The 19,809-nt window shown below is 44.5% G+C and carries 23 protein-coding genes; 5 read left to right on the plus strand and 18 right to left on the minus strand.

What is annotated here, in order from left to right; genetic code table 11:
* Positions 1-3 precede the first annotated feature (3 nt).
* From nuoK to UCH003_RS13050, 17 genes are all read right to left on the minus strand, one after another.
* Entirely contained in the window at positions 4-306 is a 303-nt protein-coding gene (gene nuoK, locus UCH003_RS12970) for an NADH-quinone oxidoreductase subunit NuoK (protein WP_039671907.1), read from the minus strand.
* Complete coding sequence (locus tag UCH003_RS12975; RefSeq protein WP_060826815.1) at positions 303-857, minus strand: NADH-quinone oxidoreductase subunit J; 555 nt, start codon at positions 855-857, stop codon at positions 303-305. Before UCH003_RS12975 ends, nuoK begins: the two co-directional genes overlap by 4 nt.
* 7 nt (positions 858-864) lie before the next feature.
* A complete protein-coding gene (gene nuoI, locus UCH003_RS12980) occupies positions 865-1,479 on the minus strand; it encodes an NADH-quinone oxidoreductase subunit NuoI (RefSeq protein WP_060826816.1) in 615 nt (204 codons plus the stop codon).
* Positions 1,480-1,488: 9 nt separating this feature from the next.
* Positions 1,489-2,481, minus strand: a complete 993-nt coding sequence (gene nuoH / locus UCH003_RS12985) for an NADH-quinone oxidoreductase subunit NuoH (protein WP_039671904.1) — start codon at positions 2,479-2,481, stop codon at positions 1,489-1,491.
* Positions 2,474-4,951: an NADH-quinone oxidoreductase subunit G gene (locus tag UCH003_RS12990; protein ID WP_060826817.1), complete on the minus strand. Its 2,478-nt coding sequence runs from the start codon at positions 4,949-4,951 to the stop codon at positions 2,474-2,476. The genes nuoH and UCH003_RS12990 overlap by 8 nt, the downstream gene beginning before the upstream one ends.
* Before the next feature lie 7 nt (positions 4,952-4,958).
* Complete coding sequence (locus UCH003_RS12995) at positions 4,959-5,795, minus strand: hypothetical protein (RefSeq protein WP_144441018.1); 837 nt, start codon at positions 5,793-5,795, stop codon at positions 4,959-4,961.
* A complete protein-coding gene (locus tag UCH003_RS13000; RefSeq protein ID WP_060826819.1) occupies positions 5,788-6,030 on the minus strand; it encodes an NADH-ubiquinone oxidoreductase subunit E family protein in 243 nt (80 codons plus the stop codon). Before UCH003_RS13000 ends, UCH003_RS12995 begins: the two co-directional genes overlap by 8 nt.
* 8 nt (positions 6,031-6,038) lie before the next feature.
* Positions 6,039-7,265 (minus strand): NADH dehydrogenase (quinone) subunit D, encoded by a 1,227-nt coding sequence (gene nuoD / locus UCH003_RS13005; protein ID WP_039671900.1) that lies wholly within the window; start codon positions 7,263-7,265, stop codon positions 6,039-6,041.
* A 2-nt stretch (positions 7,266-7,267) separates the two neighbouring features.
* Positions 7,268-8,065 carry an NADH-quinone oxidoreductase subunit C gene (locus UCH003_RS13010; RefSeq protein ID WP_060826820.1) on the minus strand — a complete coding sequence of 266 codons (798 nt, stop codon included), beginning with the start codon at positions 8,063-8,065 and terminating at the stop codon, positions 7,268-7,270.
* Positions 8,065-8,574 carry a NuoB/complex I 20 kDa subunit family protein gene (locus UCH003_RS13015; RefSeq protein ID WP_039671898.1) on the minus strand — a complete coding sequence of 170 codons (510 nt, stop codon included), beginning with the start codon at positions 8,572-8,574 and terminating at the stop codon, positions 8,065-8,067. Before UCH003_RS13015 ends, UCH003_RS13010 begins: the two co-directional genes overlap by 1 nt.
* The gene (locus UCH003_RS13020) at positions 8,556-8,945 is read right to left on the minus strand and encodes an NAD(P)H-quinone oxidoreductase subunit 3 (RefSeq protein WP_039671896.1); all 390 of its coding nucleotides are present in this window, start codon (positions 8,943-8,945) and stop codon (positions 8,556-8,558) included. The genes UCH003_RS13015 and UCH003_RS13020 overlap by 19 nt, the downstream gene beginning before the upstream one ends.
* 81 nt (positions 8,946-9,026) lie before the next feature.
* Positions 9,027-10,760: an ATP-binding protein gene (locus UCH003_RS13025; RefSeq protein ID WP_039671895.1), complete on the minus strand. Its 1,734-nt coding sequence runs from the start codon at positions 10,758-10,760 to the stop codon at positions 9,027-9,029.
* A 96-nt stretch (positions 10,761-10,856) separates the two neighbouring features.
* Positions 10,857-12,428 carry a fatty acid--CoA ligase gene (locus tag UCH003_RS13030; RefSeq protein ID WP_039671894.1) on the minus strand — a complete coding sequence of 524 codons (1,572 nt, stop codon included), beginning with the start codon at positions 12,426-12,428 and terminating at the stop codon, positions 10,857-10,859.
* A gap of 2 nt (positions 12,429-12,430) precedes the next feature.
* Positions 12,431-13,672, minus strand: a complete 1,242-nt coding sequence (locus UCH003_RS13035; protein ID WP_060826821.1) for an OmpP1/FadL family transporter — start codon at positions 13,670-13,672, stop codon at positions 12,431-12,433.
* Positions 13,669-14,532, minus strand: a complete 864-nt coding sequence (nfo, locus tag UCH003_RS13040; RefSeq protein WP_060826822.1) for a deoxyribonuclease IV — start codon at positions 14,530-14,532, stop codon at positions 13,669-13,671. Before nfo ends, UCH003_RS13035 begins: the two co-directional genes overlap by 4 nt.
* A gap of 10 nt (positions 14,533-14,542) precedes the next feature.
* A complete protein-coding gene (locus UCH003_RS13045) occupies positions 14,543-15,025 on the minus strand; it encodes a hypothetical protein (RefSeq protein ID WP_039671891.1) in 483 nt (160 codons plus the stop codon).
* Positions 15,022-15,393: a Fur family transcriptional regulator gene (locus tag UCH003_RS13050; RefSeq protein ID WP_060826823.1), complete on the minus strand. Its 372-nt coding sequence runs from the start codon at positions 15,391-15,393 to the stop codon at positions 15,022-15,024. The genes UCH003_RS13045 and UCH003_RS13050 overlap by 4 nt, the downstream gene beginning before the upstream one ends.
* A gap of 194 nt (positions 15,394-15,587) precedes the next feature.
* Between UCH003_RS13050 and UCH003_RS13055 the strand changes: the two genes are divergently transcribed.
* Genes UCH003_RS13055 through UCH003_RS13065 form a run of 3 tightly spaced genes read left to right on the plus strand, consistent with a single transcriptional unit; the run spans position 15,588 to position 18,039 of the window.
* The gene (locus tag UCH003_RS13055) at positions 15,588-16,472 is read left to right on the plus strand and encodes a metal ABC transporter solute-binding protein, Zn/Mn family (RefSeq protein WP_060826824.1); all 885 of its coding nucleotides are present in this window, start codon (positions 15,588-15,590) and stop codon (positions 16,470-16,472) included.
* Positions 16,473-16,483: 11 nt separating this feature from the next.
* Entirely contained in the window at positions 16,484-17,245 is a 762-nt protein-coding gene (locus UCH003_RS13060) for a metal ABC transporter ATP-binding protein (RefSeq protein ID WP_060826825.1), read from the plus strand.
* Complete coding sequence (locus tag UCH003_RS13065; RefSeq protein ID WP_039671887.1) at positions 17,242-18,039, plus strand: metal ABC transporter permease; 798 nt, start codon at positions 17,242-17,244, stop codon at positions 18,037-18,039. The genes UCH003_RS13060 and UCH003_RS13065 overlap by 4 nt, the downstream gene beginning before the upstream one ends.
* On the opposite strand, the gene UCH003_RS13070 is transcribed toward UCH003_RS13065, so the two are convergent.
* A complete protein-coding gene (locus UCH003_RS13070; protein ID WP_039671886.1) occupies positions 18,026-18,937 on the minus strand; it encodes a DMT family transporter in 912 nt (303 codons plus the stop codon). The genes UCH003_RS13065 and UCH003_RS13070 overlap by 14 nt on opposite strands.
* A 182-nt stretch (positions 18,938-19,119) precedes the next feature.
* On the opposite strand from UCH003_RS13070, the gene UCH003_RS13075 reads away from it, so the two are divergent.
* Positions 19,120-19,446: a c-type cytochrome gene (locus UCH003_RS13075; protein WP_060826826.1), complete on the plus strand. Its 327-nt coding sequence runs from the start codon at positions 19,120-19,122 to the stop codon at positions 19,444-19,446.
* A 25-nt stretch (positions 19,447-19,471) separates the two neighbouring features.
* Complete coding sequence (locus UCH003_RS13080) at positions 19,472-19,792, plus strand: hypothetical protein (protein ID WP_060826827.1); 321 nt, start codon at positions 19,472-19,474, stop codon at positions 19,790-19,792.
* Positions 19,793-19,809 lie beyond the last annotated feature (17 nt).

Below are 19,809 nucleotides of genomic sequence, written 5' to 3' on the forward strand. Positions count from 1 at the left end.
GCCTTATCCCTTCATCATTTGTAAACTGTTTAGATCGACCGAACCGTTGCGTTTATACCACAAAATTAAAAGTCCAAGGCCGACGGCGACTTCGCTTGCCGCTACGGCGATAATAAAGAAGGCAAACATTTGACCGCTCAAATCGCCGTAAAATTTAGACACGGCGACAAAACCGATATTGACGGCATTGAGCAAAATTTCCGTTGAAAAGAAGAGCATCAAAAGGTTGGTTCGACGCATCACGCCGACAAGCCCGATCGAGAATAAAATACCCGTCAAAACAAGGTAATGCGTTAATCCTATCATCGACTCTCCTTTACGTTTCCGATCTCTTCGTCTTCAATGTTTAAATGTTCGTCCATCTTTTTACTCGCCAAAACGATGCCGGCAATCATCGCCACTAAGAGCATAATCGCCGCCAGTTCGAACGGAATGAGGTATTTTGTAAACAAAACCAATCCGATCATTTGTACGTTACCGACATGCTCTACGATCGGAAAGTTTGCCTGCACGCTTGAAGAAACAAGCGGTGCGGACAAAATGACGACCATTAAAATCGCACTTAACACAAAAAGCGTGTAGGCGATTTTTTTGGAACGCATTTTTTCGCTCACGTCTCTCGTGGTATCGAAAAACATCATACCAAACGCATACAACGCCATAATCGCACCCGAATAAACGACGATCTGCACGACACCTAAAAATTCGGCATCCAAGAGGAAAAAGAATCCCGAAATAAAAATCATACCGCCCGCTAACGCGCTCATGGCGTAAAGCGCATTTTTACTCATCACCACAATCGTAAACATTGCGATCGTCAGTGCGGCAAAAAGATAAAAAGCTATCACTTCATACATGCTAACCTCAATACGCTAATGGTGTTTGTTTAACGTTTTCGTCGGCATTGGCACTTAACGCGCCGAAGCCTTGAAACTCTTTTTGTTGTTTGGCTTTGAACGTATCCAAAGGCGTTAACATATCTTCTTTCAATCCAAAATGCGCACGTTGCTCACCGGCATTTTCATACTCCGCTCCGTGAACGATTGCAAGTTCGGGACAAACCTCGGCACAATAACCGCAAAAAATACAACGTCCAAAATTGATACTGTATTCGCTCACGACTTTACGGCTTTTCTCGTCTACGTGCGTGTCCATACGAATACAATTGGAGATACAAATCTTTTCGCACAATCCACACCCGATACAACGCTCGCTCCCGCTTTCAAACAAACGTAACAAACGATGAATCGCACGGTATCTCGGGCTCATCTCGATCTTTTCCAAAGGATACTGCAAGGTGTGAATATCAAAACGGATCATCTCTCGTAAAACGATCCAAAGACCGACGAAAAGCTCGCCTTTGAGCGTTCGCTTAACAAAACGTTTGAACGCTTGCCAGCCGTCGGTAGGCGTCGCTTCGGTTTTTAAAAAAATATACGCGGAACCGACATCCCTGCGTTTGAAATCTTTAAGCTCCATCATCGCCTCCTAAAGTAGCGCAAAGCCGGTAATGACAATATTGACGACCGATAAAGGCATCAACACTTTCCAGCATACCCACATCAATTGATCGGGACGTACATGCGGCCATGCGGCTCTAACCCACAAGAACAGAAAAATCCAAAACGAGACCTTAAGAAGCATCATAAGACCGCCGGGGATAAACCAAAACGCATTGTATCCGCCCATAAAAATGATGCTGACTAACACCGAAATCGTAATCATATTGGCATATTCGCCGATAAAAAAGAGCCCCCAACGCATACCCGAATACTCCGTCGCATATCCGGCGACGATTTCGGCTTCAAACTCGACCGTATCGAAAGGTGCGCGGTTAGTCTCCATAAAACCCGCAATTGCAAATAGCACAAACGCCAACGGTTGCTTCCAAATCAACCAATCGCCGATACCGCCCGTTTGCGCATCGTTAATATCGATCAAGGAGAGCGAACCTATCATCATAATCGGAGCTAAAACGGAGAGTCCGCTGACCACTTCAAACGACAACATCTGCACCACGGCACGTGCCGCACCCAAAAGAGACCATTTATTGGCACTGCTCATGCCCGCAAGCAACGGCCCGTAAATACCGACCGACGCTACGCCCATAACGTAAAGCAACGCAACGTTGATGTCGGAGATAATCGGATGAATCGTGTATCCAAAAAGCGTAAATTCCGGAAAATAAGGAACCGCCGCCATTGCGACGAATGCCGTCGTTGCGGCAATAACCGGAGCGATCATAAAAATCGGCTTGATGGCATTTTGAGGAATAATATCTTCTTTCGTAAACAGTTTAATTCCGTCCGCCGCCAATTGCAATAATCCGTAAGGTCCGACGTGCATCGGGCCTAAACGACGCTGCATAAAGGCCAAGACTTTACGTTCGATAAACGTCGCAAACCCCGCCAATGCCGCGATAACGGCAACGACGATAACGGCTTTTACGACGGTTTCAATGATAACGGCCGTATCAAACATGACTGACTCCTTTGATCGTTACGTCGGCAAATCGATACCCCGTTTTGAAAAACGGCGTCGTATCGATTTTCGTATCAAAACTCGGCAAATAAGGGATCATTCCGCCGAGTGTTTTATCTTCTTTCACGGCGATTACCAAACGATCGCCTTCTTTATTTTCCAGAACGACCGTATCGTTATTTTTTAAATCTTTTGCTTCTAAAAACGCCGCCGAAGCATACAATGCTCCCGCTTCGTTAAGTTGGTGCGCTCGGTTCGTAAAAGCACTAAATTGGTGTACGGGATTGGCGTTATACACAAAATCGCTTCCCTGACATATAAGGTTTTCGATCGGCTCGACCTCATCGTGACATGTAAGATCGTGCGTCGTTAAAAGATACCCTCTTTGTTCCGTTCCGTCGTTTTCGAAACGATTGGGTAAAGCATCGAATTTTTCGGCTTTGAAGCCTTTCTCGCTCGGTAAAAGAGGCGTATAATCGATCGTCCATTCCGCCTCCAGCCCCAACGCGTTGGCTACGTCGTTCAGACAATATCCGTTAAACGCCAACGCGGCATTGGTCGGAACGACGCGCTTGTTCATCGACGTAAACGTACCTTCTTGCTGATTTAACGCGGGCATCGCCAAATCGCCTTTTCCCAAAGCACTCAACGTGACGTCGCCTTGAACGTTGTAGCCGAGCGTAAAGTTACCCTTTACGTCTTCAAGCTCACATGTCAAGGCAACGCCTAACGTGTTGGTGCGTGAAGGAACGATTAAAACCTCAAACGGCGTCAATCGCTCGATCAGTCCGAGCAGTGCGGCAATATTGTTTGCACGCGGATGCGTGTACAAGTCGGCTCCCGCAATCAAACTGAAACGATCTTTCTTATCCGACAACTTTGTTATCGCCTCAAGAAGATCGTCTTGCGCTCCGATCATAGCGACCAAAGCGTTGGTATCGACTTCGATCTCTTTTTCGATCGTTTTCGTCACGCTTTTGACAACCTCTTTTTCTTCGCCGCTCTCTTCGTCTTTGAGTATCTCTTTGATCTCTTCTTTGACGCTCTCTTGAACTTTCTTCTTTTCTACCGTGTGAAAGGAATCCAAATAGGTCTTCAAGCCCTGCGGCATACGCTCTTTATCGCCGAAAAGATCGAGTAACAGATAGGCGATTGCTTCTTCGGTGCCGATCTTGTGCGTAATACTCAGAAGGTTTTTTGAATAGCCCGCAACGATAGGGTCGAAAATCGGATGAAAATAAAGCCCCGCTCCTTTGTTCATCACGAGTGCATTGTTCATCGCATAACCGGCATTGGGACTGTCGGTTTTGATCGCACCGCCGAAACTAACAACGAAATTGCTTGCTTTAACGCTCTCTAAATCTCCGCCGTAGAGGCTTTTCCCCGAAGTGCTAGCATACGCTTTTAAAAAATCTTGATAGGCTTTAGCGTCTTTGTTGACGAGTTGGTATCCGTACTTTTCTTTGAGTTTTTGTAAAATCAACGCTTCTTCGTTGGTAATGTAACTGTCAAAGGCAATCGTATCGACTTTTGTTTTGAGCAACTCGACGACCTTGCAAAATGCCGCTTCGTCTTTACCTTCCGCTTCGTTTTGAAAATCAAACCCGTAACGTGCCGCAGCATGAAGCGGTGCATAATTGTGTTCGCTGCTCACGCGGTAAATTTTCGGTTTTGCATCGTGAATGCCGGTATGTTTGACGTCGTAATATAAAAGCGAACAATCCGAACTGTGCGGATTTGCCGCAGGGATTTTTTTCAGCTCCCACGCATTGGAAGTGTATTGAAAATCCGTTCCGACCAAAGCACCCACCGGACAGACCGCCGTACATTCGCCGCACTGCGTACAGTCCAAGCTCTCTGCACCGCTGGCAACGCCGATAATGGATTTTTGCAGTTTGTTCCACATCGCGTATGCGTCTTTTTCGGTTTTATCTTTCCATGCCTTATCGAGTTCCGCTCCGCCTCTTGGCGTCGTTTTCAAAGCCGATTCGCCGATCATGTCTTTACAGACGGTCACACAGCGTTCACATACGATGCATAACGAAGCATCGTAATGAATTTTACCCCAGTTTTTAGTCGGTCGATGCGTATCGGCGATACAATGGCGTTGGCTATCGACGCCCATATGCAAAGTATAATTTTGCAATTCACACTCACCGCTTTGATCGCATACGCCGCACTCTAGAGGATGGTTAATATCGTAAATCTCCATGATCGCGCGACGCTCTTTTTCGATCTCTTCGCTAGAGGTCATAATTTGCATACCCTCTTTGGCTCGGGCGTTACAGCTATAGGCTCTTTTGCCGTCGATATCGACCAAGCATAAACGACATGCAAGCGTAGGGGAACATCCCGTCACATAGCATAAAGCGGGAATAAAAATCCCGTTTCGGCGCGCGACACCTAAAACATACTCTCCCTCTTGGGCTTTGCACTCTTTCCCGTCAATCGTAATGACTACTTCGCTCATGGCACTCTCACTTCACTATTTTTGTTACATGGTAAGGATAAGCGTTGTTCGCTTTGACTAAAGGCAATAAAGCGATGACGCCTTTTAGACGCTCGTCGCGTACGAAAACGCGAGGATACGTTTCGCGCTCGAAAACGACGTGAATCGCATCGTCGTGTTGAACTTTAGCGGCCACTTGAAATTGAGAAGAGCCGATTAAAAAACGCTCTTCTTCCGTATCGAGGCACGGACATTCATACACGACGACGCCGTCAAAGCTGGCAATATCTTCCACCTCTTCGACCATCGTCTCTTCCGCAGCGATCCAATCGTGTTGCGTTGTACCCGAAATTTGAAGCTTTATCGGCGTATGGCGAGCGATTAATCCCGCAAAACGTGCGATCTGCTCGGCTCTTGGATGGTAAAAAAGGTCTTCTCCCAAAATCAAAACGCCCTTTGTGACACCGGCGCATAACGTTTCGATCTCTTCGATCTCTTCTTCTCCGATATTACTCTCGGCACTGACATAACCGTCGTCCAAGGTTGAAAAGTAGGTTCGATAGGCTTCAGAAAGGCTATTCTCGGCTAAAAAGCTTTTGGCAAGCAAGGCCAAAACACCCTCTTCCGAACCGACTTCGTAACGGCTAAAAAATGTGCTTTTCGGGCTTAAAATCGGATCTTCCATCGTAAAAAGATAGATCAATTTTGCACCCGAGTCGACGCACGAAACAATCTCTTGGGCTAAAGCAAGATTATGACGCGAAGGCAAAGAGCCGATCAGTAAAATAACGTCACAATCTTTACATGTCGTTGTAAAACGGGATAAATCGCTTTGACCTAAAGCGCTTAAAAATGCTCTATTCACCGTTTGCGACCTTGACTTTTTTGACCACGATCGTCCAATCGGTCTCATTAAATTTCAACGAATTTAAAAGCGTCCAACCCGCTTCCTTAATCACGTCGGCACTCTTTTGTACCGCAGAAAAATCGCCGATTTCAAACATGAAGATAGACACTTCGCCTTCACTCGTTTCATCGATAATTTCGAGCATTCGCCCGTAAAAATCATCTCCTAAATGACGTAAATCGTAACGTTGCATCCTCTCTCCTATCTGTCGATTTCGCCGAAGACGATATTGGCGTTACCGATAATCGCCACCACGTCTGCTAAATACTCTCCTACAAGCATCTCTTGCAAGAGGGCCGTATGAAAAAAGCTCGGCGCGCGAAGTTTTAAACGGTACGGATACGGATCGCCTTGTGAATTGATATAAAAACCGAGTTCCCCTTTGGGCGATTCGGTCGGTACGTATACTTCTCCTACCGGCGGTCTCATACCTTGCGTTACTAAAACGAAATGTTGCATTAGCGAATAATTTTGCGTCATAATCTGCTCTTTGGGAGCCGAAACATACTGCGGCGCATGCGCGATAATTTCCGGTGCAGTTTCGTCGTACATCGGCATCAATTGTTTTAAGATACGAATACTTTGACGCATCTCTTCCATATGCAGTTTATACCTTCCGTAGCTATCGCATGTCGTACTGACGGGTACGTCGAACTCCACTTCGTCGTACAACTCGTAAGGCTCTTCTTTTCGAATATCCCACGCAATGCCGCTTCCGCGAAGCATCGGACCGGAACAACCCCAACTTTGCGCTTGTTCGGGCGTTACGATACCGACACCCTCCAAACGCATTTTCCAAATACGGTTTTGATCCAGCAAACCTTCGTAATCTTCGATGTCGTACGGTAAACGGTTAACGTAGGCGTTGAGTTTTTCGAGCCAACCCTTAGGCAAATCAAGCGGTACGCCGCCGATACGAACGGAAGAATGCGTTAAACGTGCTCCGCAATAGTCCTCAATCAAATCAAGCGCATACTCTCTTTCTCTAAACGCATACAAGAAAATCGTCATCGCTCCGACGTCTAGGGCATGCGTCGCAAGCCAAAACAGATGCGAGGTAATGCGGTTGAGCTCTAACAACAACATACGAATGACTTTTGCACGTCTTGGCACTTCCAAACCGATCAGCGTTTCGACCGCCAACGCAAAGCCGTAGTTATTAGACGTCGCCGCGATGTAATCCATACGGTCCGTCGTCGGTAAAAATTCGTTGTAAATCATATTTTCCGCCATTTTCTCCATACCGCGGTGCAAATAGCCGATGTCGGGAGTGGCTTTGGAGACTTTCTCGCCGTCCAATTCTAAAATCAACCGCAACTGTCCGTGCGCGCTGGGGTGTTGCGGACCAAAGTTGACGATCATATGATTGTCTTCGCGTTCAAACGCGATGTTTTCGAAAAAGGGCTTTAAACGATTAACTTTTTGCATATTTAGGGCCTCTCTTTCACAATTTTACTCTCGCTTTTCTTGAGCGACTTCACGATCGTTACGCCGCCTTCTTCTTGGTAATCATGGAAGGTTTTTTCACGGCTCGGTTCGGCACCGAAAGGCACTTCATGTCCCAAACGCGCAAAGCGATACGTATCGTTTTCGTCCACACGGGCACTATCGCGCTCTTCAGGACCGATAATATCGCGATACTCTTTACCGAAAATCTTATCGATTTCATACCAGCGCGCCGCTTCGTCGCCGTGTAAAGGATAGGTTTTTAAGAGCGGATACCCGAACCAATCGTCCGGCATTAAAAGACGTTTCATGTACGGGTGTCCGCTGATGACGATACCGAACATATCGTACATCTCGCGTTCCGCCCAATCGGCACTTTTATACACGCCGTAAACACTTTGAAGCACCTCTTTTTCGTGAATGAAACATTTGACGCGAAGGCGTTTACGTTTGGAGGTTGAAAGCAGTTGATAAAAAAGTTCGAATTCGTTACTTTTTGCCAACCAATCAATCGCACTGTGTTCGCTCAGAATATTGTAGGCACACTCGTCTTTCAACGTCTGTAAGAGCGCGACATTGTCCCTCGCATCGATATAAACGACCAATTGTCCGCGTTGAATATACGCCTCTTTAATTTCGAATTTCGATTGGAGCACTGCAAGGTCTTGTGCAAAAACTGCGTCGCCCTCTACCGCTTCTTTGGGTATTTGCGGTGCTACGAAATAGCGATCCGAATAGTAAGGTTTTTTTTGTACGTTTTGTTTATCGCTGTACGGTCTCATTACACTAACCTTTTGGGAGCTAATTTGCGTGATGCTTTTTCGGAGCGAATTTTCTTTTGTAACAACATCAACGCATATTGAAGGGTTTCGGGGCGTGGAGCACATCCGGGTAAATAAATATCGACCGGAACGATACGATCGGCACCTTGAACGGTAGCGTACGTATTGAACATACCGCCGGTATTGGCGCAACTGCCCATACTAATAACCCATTTGGGATCGGGCATTTGATCGTACAAACGGCGCATAAACGGCGCGTGTTTTTTGGTCAGTGTTCCGGCAATAATCAAAACGTCCGACTGTCTCGGACTCGCTCTAAAAATCGTTCCGAAACGATCGAAGTCGTAACGGCTTGCACCCGTCGCCATCATTTCGATCGCACAACAGGCAAGTCCGTACGTAAGCGGCCAAAGCGAGTTACTACGACCCCATTGCACCAGTTTGTCAACCGTCGTTAAGGCAACGGGAAGACCTGCTTCTTGAAGGTAATTTATTTTATGCTGTGCCATTCAAGCGCTCCTTTTTTCCATGCATAGACAAATCCGATCGTTAAAATAACGACGAAAAGAATCATTTCGATAAATCCGAACATTCCTAAAACCTTAAAGTCGACCGCCCACGGAAACATAAAAATAATTTCCACGTCAAACAAAATAAAAAGCACGGCAAAAAGGTAAAAATGCGCCGAGATTTTATTGGGTTGTTTGGTGACCTCAGGGCCGCATTCGTAAATCGTCAGTTTCAATTTTTCCGTATCGAGACGTGCCATATTGCGACTGACGCGACGCGCTAAAACCGTAATGCCGTAAAAGACGACCGCACCGAAAACAAAGAGGAAAAACGCTCCGAAATAGGGATGCGCAAAATCCATATGGGTCATACCAAATCCTTCGATAATTTTTCAAAACAACGCTGTTGCCAAACTTACATGTAAGCTTCGCAATAGCACGTTTGACGTGCCTTAACTCATAAAACCGACCGACTTCGTGTCGCCGAAAGCTCCTTTGGTTTCACGATCGATCGAGAGTTTAAAATCTTCATAAGTAAAAAGCGGCTCTTTTTTGATCGCAACGCGCAAAGCCGTATTTTTGAGCACCACGCGAATTTGTCCGCCCGTCAGTGAAAAAGTCGCCAATTTCTCGACATCAAAGCCCTCTTCGTAAGGGGCATTGTCCGGCAAAAGTTTTTTCCATAACAAAACGCGTTGAGCAAAATCGGGTTTTTCAAACGCGATCTTGTAATCAAAACGCCTTGAAAACGCGGGGTCGATCGTTTCCAAAAGATTGGTCGTTGCAATAAGTAGTCCGTCGAAACGCTCAATCTGCTCTAGAAAAATATTTTGCATTTGATTGTGCATTTTATCGGCACTCGCCCCGCTATCGGTAGAACGCGCGCTTAAAAACTGATCGGCTTCGTTGAGAAGCAACAAAGGTTCGCTTTTCGTTTTTTTACACAACTCTTTATAGGTGTCAAAAATATTGCGTACGTTTTTTTCACTTTCTCCGACGTATTTGGAAAGAATTTTTGAACAATCAAAACTCAAAACTCTCTTTTTCATCGATTTTGCCAAAGAAAGTGCCGTCATGGTTTTACCCGTACCCGGCGGGCCGTATAAAATGACTTTGGCATCGATACCGCTACGTCGCTCTTTGATGCCCCACTCTCGCAACAGTTTTACGACGCTTTTATCGATTTGCTTGAGTAAATTATCGAGCACTTCCTTGGTTTTAGGATGCAAAATCACGTCGTCTAAATTGGTTTTAGGATCGATCAATTCAAAAAGCTCTTGCTCGCCGATGAGCATATCCAGTTTAATTTTCTTGCTTTTCTTTTCTTTATTAGGGTGCATAATTTTTTGCAAAATTTCTTCGGAAATGAAAAAACTTCGCGTTACGCCGCCGAAAGTACTCAGCATCTCGTCGTAATCGATGATCATATTTTCGATAAGTTTGGAACCCTCTTCCAGTAACGAGCGATTTTTGATCTTTTCGTAATCGTCCATACTAATCAAGCTAATCAGCGTATTCATATCGCGCAAACTCTCAAATTCGCCCGCATACTCCTCTTTTAAAAGTGCTAAAAAAATTAACTGTTCTTTGGGGTTTAACTCGTTCTCTTTGAAAATCGACTCGACGATAATGTCGTTTTGCGTTACTTTTAAGCGCTCGCTGATACGGCTTTCCAAAAGTTCCAATTTATTTTTGAGTCGCCCGAGACTCGGAGAACTCTCCGTCGCACCGTGTTTGGTTTGCGTAAACTTTTGATACAGTTCGATTCGGTAAAATTGATCTTTCAAATATTCAAGATGATCGGCATAAGGCGTAACGTCAGGTAACACTACCTCGAGCGTTCCCTCTTCCAACAACTTTAAAAAAGCGGAACTTAACGTAACGCTACTGTTTAGAAGCTCTAAATTCGAAACGTCGACGATCTTTGAGTTTAAAAAACTATTTTGAACGATCCATCCTTGTTCGATTAATTCCTTGACCACGGAAAGATGGTGTAAATGTGCATAGTTTTTATCGCCGAACAGTTTAATCAAAATATCCGAAACAACGATGTCTACGTTACCTATAACGTACTCTTTCGTCATCATTTTTAAGAAATTTAATTCGTCGGGAGAACATTTTAAATGTTCATAAATCTGACACGCTTGTACCTCTTTGTTTTCAAGAAAATCAACCAAATACTGCAATGAATACCCTTTTGAGCCTATGGAAAAAGTGTCGTACTTTTATATAAGGTTTATATAATGACAAGATGATAATAAAATAACCCTTTGACGAGAAAGTTAATTTGGGTGTTTACGTATGAATCCGCCGGCTTCGATTTTCTCTTTTAACACACGTTTTAGGACTTTTCCCGTCGCATTTTTAGGAAGCTCTTCTACGAAATAGATCTGTTTTGGGAGTTTAAAATTTGCCAAATGCGTTTTCAAATAAGCACGTAATTCATTCTCTTTTAAGCTTATACCGTCTTTAGGCTGAATAAAAGCAATGACCTCTTCGTCTTTGGTTTCATCTTTCAGTCCGATAACCGCGACGGCATCCACGCCTTCAAATTTGTAAATTAATTCTTCGATTTCTCTTGGATAAATATTGATTCCTTTGGAGATAATCAAATCTTTTTTACGATCGACGATGTAAATAAATCCGTCATCGTCCTTTTTACCCAAATCACCCGTTAAAAGCCATCCGTTCATAATCGTTTCGTCGGTGGCGTCGGGATGATTCAAGTAGCCTTGCATAACGCAATCGCCTTTGACCATAATCTCGCCGACCGTGCCGTTTTTCACTTCTAAGCGCTCTTCGTTGACGATTTTTACATCATAACTCGGAAGCGGCAAACCGACTGAAAGCGGCTTTTGACGATCCAAACGATTGACACACACCGCAGGCGAGCACTCGCTGAGTCCGTAACCCTCCAAAAGTTTTGCTTTTTTAAATTTAGCGTTAAACTCGTTGAGCGACTGTTCGCTTAACGGGGCACTTCCCGAGATAAAAATACGTACTTTATTAAACCACATAAAATACCACGGAATTTTTGCCTTTAAAAGCGCGTTGTAAAGGGTAGGTACGCCTAAGAAAATGGTCACTTGTTTGAGCAAGGTTTGTTTTAAAACTTTAGCAAACGGAAAAACGGAGCGGACGATCACGATCGAAGAACATGTATACATCGGCAAAAGAACCATGATGGAAAGCGTAAATGAGTGAAACATCGGTAAAAAGACGATAAAACGATCTTTATCGGTAATCTGAAACGACTCCGCTCCGCCGATCGCGTTGGAGAAAATATTGCGGTACGAGAGTTGTGCACCTTTGGGTTTTCCCGTTGTGCCCGAAGTATAGACGATACACGCGATATTGTCCAAAACGGGTCGCTTGGAAAAACGCTCCAATGCTTCCAAAGAGCTATCGATTTCCGCAAAGCTGTAATTACGCTCGTCCAAACCGTCGTTTTTATCGGTCCAAACGATTTTCTGGATCTTCGTCGTATCCAAAAGGGTTTGCGTCTCTTTGGCATACGCCGAAGAACACACCAGCATTTTCGCACCGCAATCGTTTAAGATGTACTCGAACTCTTCTTTTTTCAAAAATGTGTTGAGCGGAACGGCGATCGCACCGATTTTGGTAATCGCAAAGAGTGCGATGAGAAAATCCTCAGAGTTGCCGACGATCATGGCAACTCTGTCTTGGTGCTGAATACCGCTAAATTCTAAAAAGCGCGAAAACGTATCGATGCTTTGTTTGAGCTTCAGGTACGAAATTTTGTGATCTTCGATAAAAATAGCCGTTTTTTTAGGCGCATTTTTTGCATTCGCTTCGATAATCTCGTAAAAATTTTGATACGTATACTGTAACATCGCTAAAACTTATACTTAAACGATGCCGTTAAAAGATGTGCGGAAGAATCGGTAAACGTTCCGTTGACCGTACCGTTTGAAACCGTTCTTTCTTCTTTATCGTCATACAAATAGGCCAAACCGACACTTGTTTTTTCATTGACTTTGTATTCAAAACCGATCGAATAGAGCTTGGCATCGGAATCTGGAAGTTCAAATCCTAAAGTCGAATCGGGCGTCGGGCTTTTATCGATCGCAAAACCGAGCATCATTTTAAGATTATCGGTGCATTGATGCGTCACGCCGATACGATACGCATTGGCGTCTTTCCAATTTTTAGGCTTTGCCGTACCGAAAACCGCGTTGGTAATACTATCGCCGTAATCAAAATCCAACTCTTTATAGCTTGACCAATACGTTCGCTCAAAGACAAACTCGACCGTCGTTTTTTCATACGTATACGCCGTTGCCAACGCAAGCGATGCGGGAAGCGGAATTTCGACCGAAGCATTCGTACTAAAAGGAATGCGTGTCGCCATATCCGCAAGGGAATGCGTTAAAAGGTATCGGCTAATGTAACCGCTTGCATCGCCTTTAACCGTTAAGTCGACTTTAGAGCGATACGTTGCGGCAAAAGTGAGATCTTGAATCGGTTTATAACTCAATGCTAAATTGTAACCGAAGTCAATCGAATCTCCCGTTAATTCTTGCGAATATACGGGATTTTGGATTGCTGCAACCTTACCGTCGGTGTAAACACCCCTTAATCCAAAACCGAGTGCAAACTGATCGTTCACTTTATAGCTTGCCGTCGGATTAATTTCGATGACTTTGAGCGTAAACTCTTCGGCACTGCGCATCTGGTAAGCTTCATTCCAACGTTTCGACAACCCTGCCGGTGCCGTGATGGAAAGACCGTAACGCCAATTACCGACGCTTGGGGAGACATAATGCAAGTTAGGCATTAAAAAATTTTCTTCTTTCGAATCGCCGTCCGCATTGCCGCTTGGCGTCGTTGATGCGGCATCATAGTTGACTTGCGGCAAATTAATATAGGTTAATGCAACTTCGCTGTAAGCACCTTGTGCCATAAACGCCATATTAGCGGGGTTATAATAACTCGCATCCGCACCGTTTGCGCTAGCAACGTATGCCGCGCTCAAAGAGACGGAATTGAGTGATTGCTCGGGAATGCGGTATCCGGAAGCAAGAAGGCTCGCCGCACAAAGGCTTAGAGTCGTAGCGATTCGTAAAGAGTGTATCATGCATGTTCCTTAAGAGGTGATTTCATTAGACGATAAAGCATAGCAATTTCGTTTTCCCAAAGCGATTCGTCAATGGTTTCAAGTACCAAAGGTATATCATCCATCCGCGGATCGTTCATGATAAACGCAAAGGGATCGAGTCCCAATTTACCCTTACCGAGACTCTCATGGCGATCGACGCGCGTCCCAAGATCGGGCTTGGAATCGTTGAGATGCATTCCTTTGAGGTACTTAAATCCGACGATTGTATCAAATTTTTCCATCGTTTCGCTATAGCACTCCTCGGTTCGGATATCGTAACCCGACGTAAAAAGATGACATGTATCGATGCAAACCCCGACACGCTCTTTGTCGATCGAATGTTCCATCAAATAGCCCAAGTGTTCCATTTTGTAACCTAGATTGCTACCTTGACCCGCCGTATTTTCTACAACCAGCGTGACGGACTCGCTTTGGCGCAATACGTTGTTCATCGCGGCACTGATGTATTCCAAACAGGCTTCTTCACTGATTTGTTTTAAATGGCTACCGGGATGAAAATTGAGCTTGTCAAGACCCAAAGCTTCGCATCGCTTGACTTCGTCCAAAAACGCCTGCAACGATTTTTCACGCGCTTCACGTTCGGGATGACCGAGATTGATTAAATAGCTATCGTGAGGCAAGACGTATTTGGGTAAAATCTCCGCCTTGTCCAATTCGTTTTTAAACCGCAAAATCTCTTCTTTTGATAAGGCTTTACCTTCCCATTGGCGTTGATTTTTCGTAAAAAGGGCAAAGGCTTTCGCATGGATCGCTTTAGCGTTAATCGGTGCGTTAAAAACCCCGCCGCTGGCACTGACATGTGCACCGACGTATTTCATTGAAATTCCTTTAAGGTAGTGGTTTGAGGCGAAACAAAACGCCGTTTTTCGTATCTTTAAACAGTACGGAATCGTGATCGACCGCATAAAAAATATCCGCCGAATCGAGTTTAAGGGATTGTTCAAAGCCCGAAGCGGTTTTTTTCAATTTTTCACCGTGGTAAATCGGTTCTTTATTGAGCAGTTCTTGCATCAATTCTGCGTAATGTTCTTGCATAAAAAACTGTCGGTTGAATGCCACTTTATCGAGGCATTTTCCCTCTAAACAGATATACTCTCCCATCATTTCCAGATGAAACAACACGTTACCTGCCGCAAAAATTTGAACGCTCGTATAATGAGGACCTTTGTTCACAAAGCCCGTATCGGAAAGTGCAATCGAAGGGTTTTTGACGGTGATCACGTACGCTTGGGAACTCTCAATCTCTTTTTTCACGGCACAACCGCTTAGGATCAACGCCGTCGCAACAATGATTGTCCACAGCCGTTTCATTGATGACACTCCTTGCACAAACCTTTCAAAACGATACTTTTCACTTCCCCTTCAACCTTGCCCAAATCAACCTCCATACATGTAATTTGATGACAGTGCTCGCAAATAAAATGTGCGTGTGTCGTACCGGAGAGCTCAAAATACCATTTACGATCGTCCGATTCAAACTTATGCACGATGCCCGCTTCTTCAAACAAAGCGATATTGCGATAAAACGTCGCTTTATCCATCGAAGCGTTCATTTTATCTTTGATTTGTTCGTAGCTAAGCGGATGCGACGCCCTCTTCAGCACTTCCAAAATCAAAGAGCGCGCGGTCGTCAATTTGATATTGTGCTCTTTACAAAGCGTTTGTATCTGCTCATTCATCTTCAACTCGCTTACATGTAAAAATTATCTTGAATGGTATCTAATTTTTAATTAGAATTTTTGGAGTGCTTCTTTGGAAGACAATCTTAGCAGAAGAGCTCCAACACCGTTTAGCGCAGAGCGTTAAGTCACGACTAAGTTGCAAAAGACTAAGATTCCACAAATTTATGCAACTTAGTCGCAAAGGATCTCTTATGAAACGTTTTCTATTTCTATTCGTCCTCTTCTTAGGTTCGCTTTTATGCGCCAAACCGACCGTTACGGTCAGCATTGTCCCTCAAAAGTACTTTGTCGAACAAATCGCCAAAGATTTTTTAAACGTGAACGTGATGGTCACTCCGGGCTCAAGCCCTCATACTTACGAGCCGAAACCTTCTCAAATGAAAGAGTTGGCACAATCGGACGCTTATTTTAGTATCGGCGACGGTTTTGAAAAAGCATGGCTTCCGAAGTTCAAAAGTAGCAATCCGAAGTTGATGATGGTCGATACGGTTAAAGGTATCGAAAAAATTCCGATGGCGGAACATCACCACGAAGACGAAGGCAAAGAACATAAAGGTCATGCGCATCACGACCATGATCACGAGCAGGGCGAACTCGATCCGCACGTTTGGCTTGATCCGATTTTGGTCAAAACCCAAGCACACACTATCTATGAAGCTTTGGTAACGCTTTATCCCGAACAAAAAGCACTCTTTGCTCAAAACTATGAAGCCTTCATGACATCGCTCGATGCGTTAGACGTTTCCATTCAACAGACCCTTGCCGATGTTAAAAATCGCAAATTTATCGTTTTCCATCCTTCTTTCGGTTATTTTGCCAAACATTACGGCTTAGAGCAAATCCCCGTTGAAGTCAGCGGTAAAGAACCAAAACCGGCAGAACTTGCTAAAATTATCGACGAAGCAAAAGAAGAAGGTGCCAAAGTCGTTTTCGTCTCTCCTCAATTTTCTAAAAAAAGTGCCGAAACGATTGCGAAACAGATCAACGGAAAAACTTTAACCATCGATCCTTTGGCGTACGAATGGAAAGAGAATATGCTCAGCGTTGCCAAAATCTTTCAATCAGAACTAAAATGATATAATGCTTTATGCATTACGACATCGAAATCAACAATCTTAGCTTTAATTATGAGGGTACGGACGTATTGGAGGGAATCAACCTCCGATACGCCAAAGAAGAGTTCTTGGCAATCATCGGTCCTAACGGCGGCGGAAAAAGCACGCTTTTAAAATTGATGATCGGCCTTTTAGAACCTTCGTGCGGCGAAGTGCTTCTCTTTGGACAAAAACCCTTACATGTAAGTTCTCAAATAGCCTATGTTCCGCAAGATACGATGGCAAACAAGGATTTCCCGATCAGCGTTTTAGACGTTGTTTTAATGGGCAGGCTCTCTCCTAAGAGTACCGGAAGGTATTCTAAAGAAGACAAACAAATCGCACGAAGCATGTTGGCACATGTCGGTATGAGCGATTTTGAAACCCATAAAATCCATGCGCTTTCCGGAGGTCAACGCCAGCGTGTTTTTATTGCACGTGCCCTTGCATGCGAAGCCAAAATCATCTTTTTAGACGAACCGACGGCGAGCATCGATACGGCAGGGCAAATCGCCGTTTTTGAGCTGCTTAAAGAACTCAACCGCACCATCGGCATCGTCTTGATTAGCCATGACGTCAACGTCGCGTTAAATTATGCAACCAAAGTAGCACATGTCAACAAAACGCTCTACATGCACGACGTTCCCAGCGCACACGATTTTAAACTTTTCCAAAACCAAAAAGCCCACGTATGCGACATCGAACTGATTAGCGCGACACGATGCAACCACCTTCATCCAAAGCAAAACCTATGAGCGACATCCTTCACTTCGAATTTATGCAATACGCGCTTTACGCTTCACTGATCGTAAGTTTTATCTGCGGCATTATCGGAACGTTGATCGTCATTAACCGTATGGTGTTTATTGCAGGAGGTATCGCGCACGGCTCTTACGGCGGAATCGGATTGGCACTCTTTTTAGGCATATCGCCGCTTTTAGGCGCTTCGTTGTTTGCGCTGGGTTTAGGCGGCATTATGGCATACCTTACGCATCGAAACAATACGAGACTCGACTCTCTCATCGGCGTTTTATGGGCGTTCGGTATGGCATTCGGCATTATTATGACCGATTTGACGCCGGGGTACAACGTCGATTTAATGAGTTATCTTTTCGGGGCGATTTTATCGGTCTCTTTAGAAGATCTTTACGGTATGGGATCCATTCTAGCACTTGTTTTGGTGTTTGTTCTCGTTTTTTACCGCCAGTTGATCGCGATGAGTTTTGACGCCAAATTTGCAAAACTTCGCGGCGTCAATACCGAACTGCTTTATACTTTGCTGATCTTAATCGTCGCGCTTGGCGTCGTGATGAGTATTCGTGCGGTCGGACTGATCTTGGTCATTGCCCTCTTAACGATTCCGCCTTATATCGCCGAAAAATTTACCGCTTCGATTGCGGGGATGATGACGCTTTCAAGTTTTTTGGCACTGGTATTTTGCGGTATAGGACTTTTGTTGTCGTATCATTTCAATCTAAGTGCCGGTGCTTCCATTATCCTTGTCGCGACAAGTGCTTTTTTACTTCAATTGCCTTTTAAAAAACGCTAGGTTTACTCCGACGCGTTTGATACCATGCGAATGCATACGAACCGACCTCGGCAATCAGCATTCCCGCAAGAATCAAACCCGCGCCGCATAGTTGAGAAAAGCTCAAAACTTCTGCGGCGAACCAATATCCGAATGCACCGGCACTCACGGGCTCCATCGTAAAAATAATGGCGGTTTTCGCCGCGGTCGTAAAACGTTGCATCGCCGTTTGAACCCAAAATGCAAAAATCGTGGCGAATAGCACCGTGATCATCACCGCTTCAACGAACGTGTCGTTAACGTGCGGAGGCGTAATGCTTCCTTCTTTCCACAACCCCCCGATGAGAGAGCATACGGCAACGGTTAAAAACTGAATGCTGACTAAAAGATAAACATTGTTTTTGCGTGAAAGATGCCCCGTACACACGATATGCAAAGCAAACATAATGGCACATACGAACGCATAAATTTCACCCCAAGAAAAGCCGATCTCGCTCTTAAGCGTCAAGAGGTAAAGCCCGATTGCGGCGATAACCGCACCGGCAAGCGAAAAAAACGATGCCTTGTGTTTAAATAAAAGATACGATCCAAACGGAACGATAATCACGCTTAATCCCGTAATAAAACCGACCGTAGAAGAGTACGTATACGTTAACGCAAAAGTCTGAAACGCATAGCCTAAAAACATAAAAAGTCCGAGCAGTACGCCGGCTTTGATAACTTCGTAATTCAGGTATTTCCATTGCTTATACGAAATCAATCCCATTAAAAGTGCCGCCGAAAAGAATCGCCAAAATAAAAATGTGTATACCGGCGTTTCGTCTACGGCCGTTTGGACGACGACAAAGGTACTCCCCCATGAAATGGCGACCAACAGTAATAAAAAATCGGCTCCCGCTTCTTTCCATCGATAATGCATTAGACTTTTCCTTAATTACATGTAAAGGCGTTATTGTAGCATAAGCGATAGGAAAAAATGTGCCAAAATCCCGTCAATACTTGCTAAAAGGAAATATTTATTTAAATCTCTCAGAATAACATGCTATAATCCTAACTTAGTAAAATATTTTTATACTCATTTAATATTTTGGAGGTTTTTCTATGCTGCGTCTCCTAAGCTATTCATTCGGAACACTCCTTTTTCTCTCCTCAATCGCCTGTGCGCAAGAGCCCTCCGTCGAACACGGGGCACAACTTTTTAAACAATGCGCAGGATGCCACGGAGCCGACGGTCGCAACAAAGCTTTCGGTAAAAGCGGTATCATCGCGGGACAAAGTGCCGAAGATTTGATGGAAAGTATTAAATTTTACCGTGAAAGCGAATTCAAAGCACACGGTACGTCACTGGTAATGTCAAAACAAACCAAAAATATGAGTCCGCAAGATATTAACGACGTTGCGCATTATATTTCTAAACTACCGAAATAAGACGTAAAGAGAGGCTTTGCTACCGATGAAAAAAATGACTTATTTTTGCTTAGTGCTCGTATCTTTGTTTTTGATCCCTTCTTCTTTATCCGCAAGCACCGTAAAAGGTAAAATTTTTTATGCAAAAATCCTCAAACCCGTATGCGGTTTTAACGGCGACGTTATGGGTAAAAAACATACCGTCAGCGAATGGAAGCAATTCTACGAAAACAATCAACTTTCCCTTGCCATAAAAGTGCTTTGTCCACAAGCTCCCGATATTACGGAACAAAACGATCTTTTAAACCTCTACCACTTCCTAAGCTCGTTTGCAAGCGATAGCGGTAACGTGCCTTCGTGCAATTAAAAATCTTGGCATAGGGG

The organism is Sulfurospirillum cavolei, from assembly GCF_001548055.1.
Lineage (GTDB): Bacteria > Campylobacterota > Campylobacteria > Campylobacterales > Sulfurospirillaceae > Sulfurospirillum.

Excerpts from the sequence above, each read along its gene's own strand:
- nuoK (WP_039671907.1), bottom strand. The coding sequence starts at position 306 with ATGATAGGATTAACGCATTACCTTGTTTTGACGGGTATTTTATTCTCG.
- UCH003_RS12975 (WP_060826815.1), bottom strand. The coding sequence starts at position 857 with ATGTATGAAGTGATAGCTTTTTATCTTTTTGCCGCACTGACGATCGCA.
- nuoI (WP_060826816.1), bottom strand. The coding sequence starts at position 1,479 with ATGGAGCTTAAAGATTTCAAACGCAGGGATGTCGGTTCCGCGTATATT.
- nuoH (WP_039671904.1), bottom strand. The coding sequence starts at position 2,481 with ATGTTTGATACGGCCGTTATCATTGAAACCGTCGTAAAAGCCGTTATC.
- UCH003_RS12990 (WP_060826817.1), bottom strand. The coding sequence starts at position 4,951 with ATGAGCGAAGTAGTCATTACGATTGACGGGAAAGAGTGCAAAGCCCAA.
- UCH003_RS13000 (WP_060826819.1), bottom strand. The coding sequence starts at position 6,030 with ATGCAACGTTACGATTTACGTCATTTAGGAGATGATTTTTACGGGCGA.
- nuoD (WP_039671900.1), bottom strand. The coding sequence starts at position 7,265 with ATGCAAAAAGTTAATCGTTTAAAGCCCTTTTTCGAAAACATCGCGTTT.
- UCH003_RS13010 (WP_060826820.1), bottom strand. The coding sequence starts at position 8,065 with ATGAGACCGTACAGCGATAAACAAAACGTACAAAAAAAACCTTACTAT.
- UCH003_RS13015 (WP_039671898.1), bottom strand. The coding sequence starts at position 8,574 with ATGGCACAGCATAAAATAAATTACCTTCAAGAAGCAGGTCTTCCCGTT.
- UCH003_RS13020 (WP_039671896.1), bottom strand. The coding sequence starts at position 8,945 with ATGACCCATATGGATTTTGCGCATCCCTATTTCGGAGCGTTTTTCCTC.
- UCH003_RS13030 (WP_039671894.1), bottom strand. The coding sequence starts at position 12,428 with ATGTTACAGTATACGTATCAAAATTTTTACGAGATTATCGAAGCGAAT.
- UCH003_RS13035 (WP_060826821.1), bottom strand. The coding sequence starts at position 13,672 with ATGATACACTCTTTACGAATCGCTACGACTCTAAGCCTTTGTGCGGCG.
- nfo (WP_060826822.1), bottom strand. The coding sequence starts at position 14,532 with ATGAAATACGTCGGTGCACATGTCAGTGCCAGCGGCGGGGTTTTTAAC.
- UCH003_RS13045 (WP_039671891.1), bottom strand. The coding sequence starts at position 15,025 with ATGAAACGGCTGTGGACAATCATTGTTGCGACGGCGTTGATCCTAAGC.
- UCH003_RS13050 (WP_060826823.1), bottom strand. The coding sequence starts at position 15,393 with ATGAATGAGCAGATACAAACGCTTTGTAAAGAGCACAATATCAAATTG.
- UCH003_RS13055 (WP_060826824.1), top strand. The coding sequence starts at position 15,588 with ATGAAACGTTTTCTATTTCTATTCGTCCTCTTCTTAGGTTCGCTTTTA.
- UCH003_RS13060 (WP_060826825.1), top strand. The coding sequence starts at position 16,484 with ATGCATTACGACATCGAAATCAACAATCTTAGCTTTAATTATGAGGGT.
- UCH003_RS13065 (WP_039671887.1), top strand. The coding sequence starts at position 17,242 with ATGAGCGACATCCTTCACTTCGAATTTATGCAATACGCGCTTTACGCT.
- UCH003_RS13070 (WP_039671886.1), bottom strand. The coding sequence starts at position 18,937 with ATGCATTATCGATGGAAAGAAGCGGGAGCCGATTTTTTATTACTGTTG.
- UCH003_RS13075 (WP_060826826.1), top strand. The coding sequence starts at position 19,120 with ATGCTGCGTCTCCTAAGCTATTCATTCGGAACACTCCTTTTTCTCTCC.
- UCH003_RS13080 (WP_060826827.1), top strand. The coding sequence starts at position 19,472 with ATGAAAAAAATGACTTATTTTTGCTTAGTGCTCGTATCTTTGTTTTTG.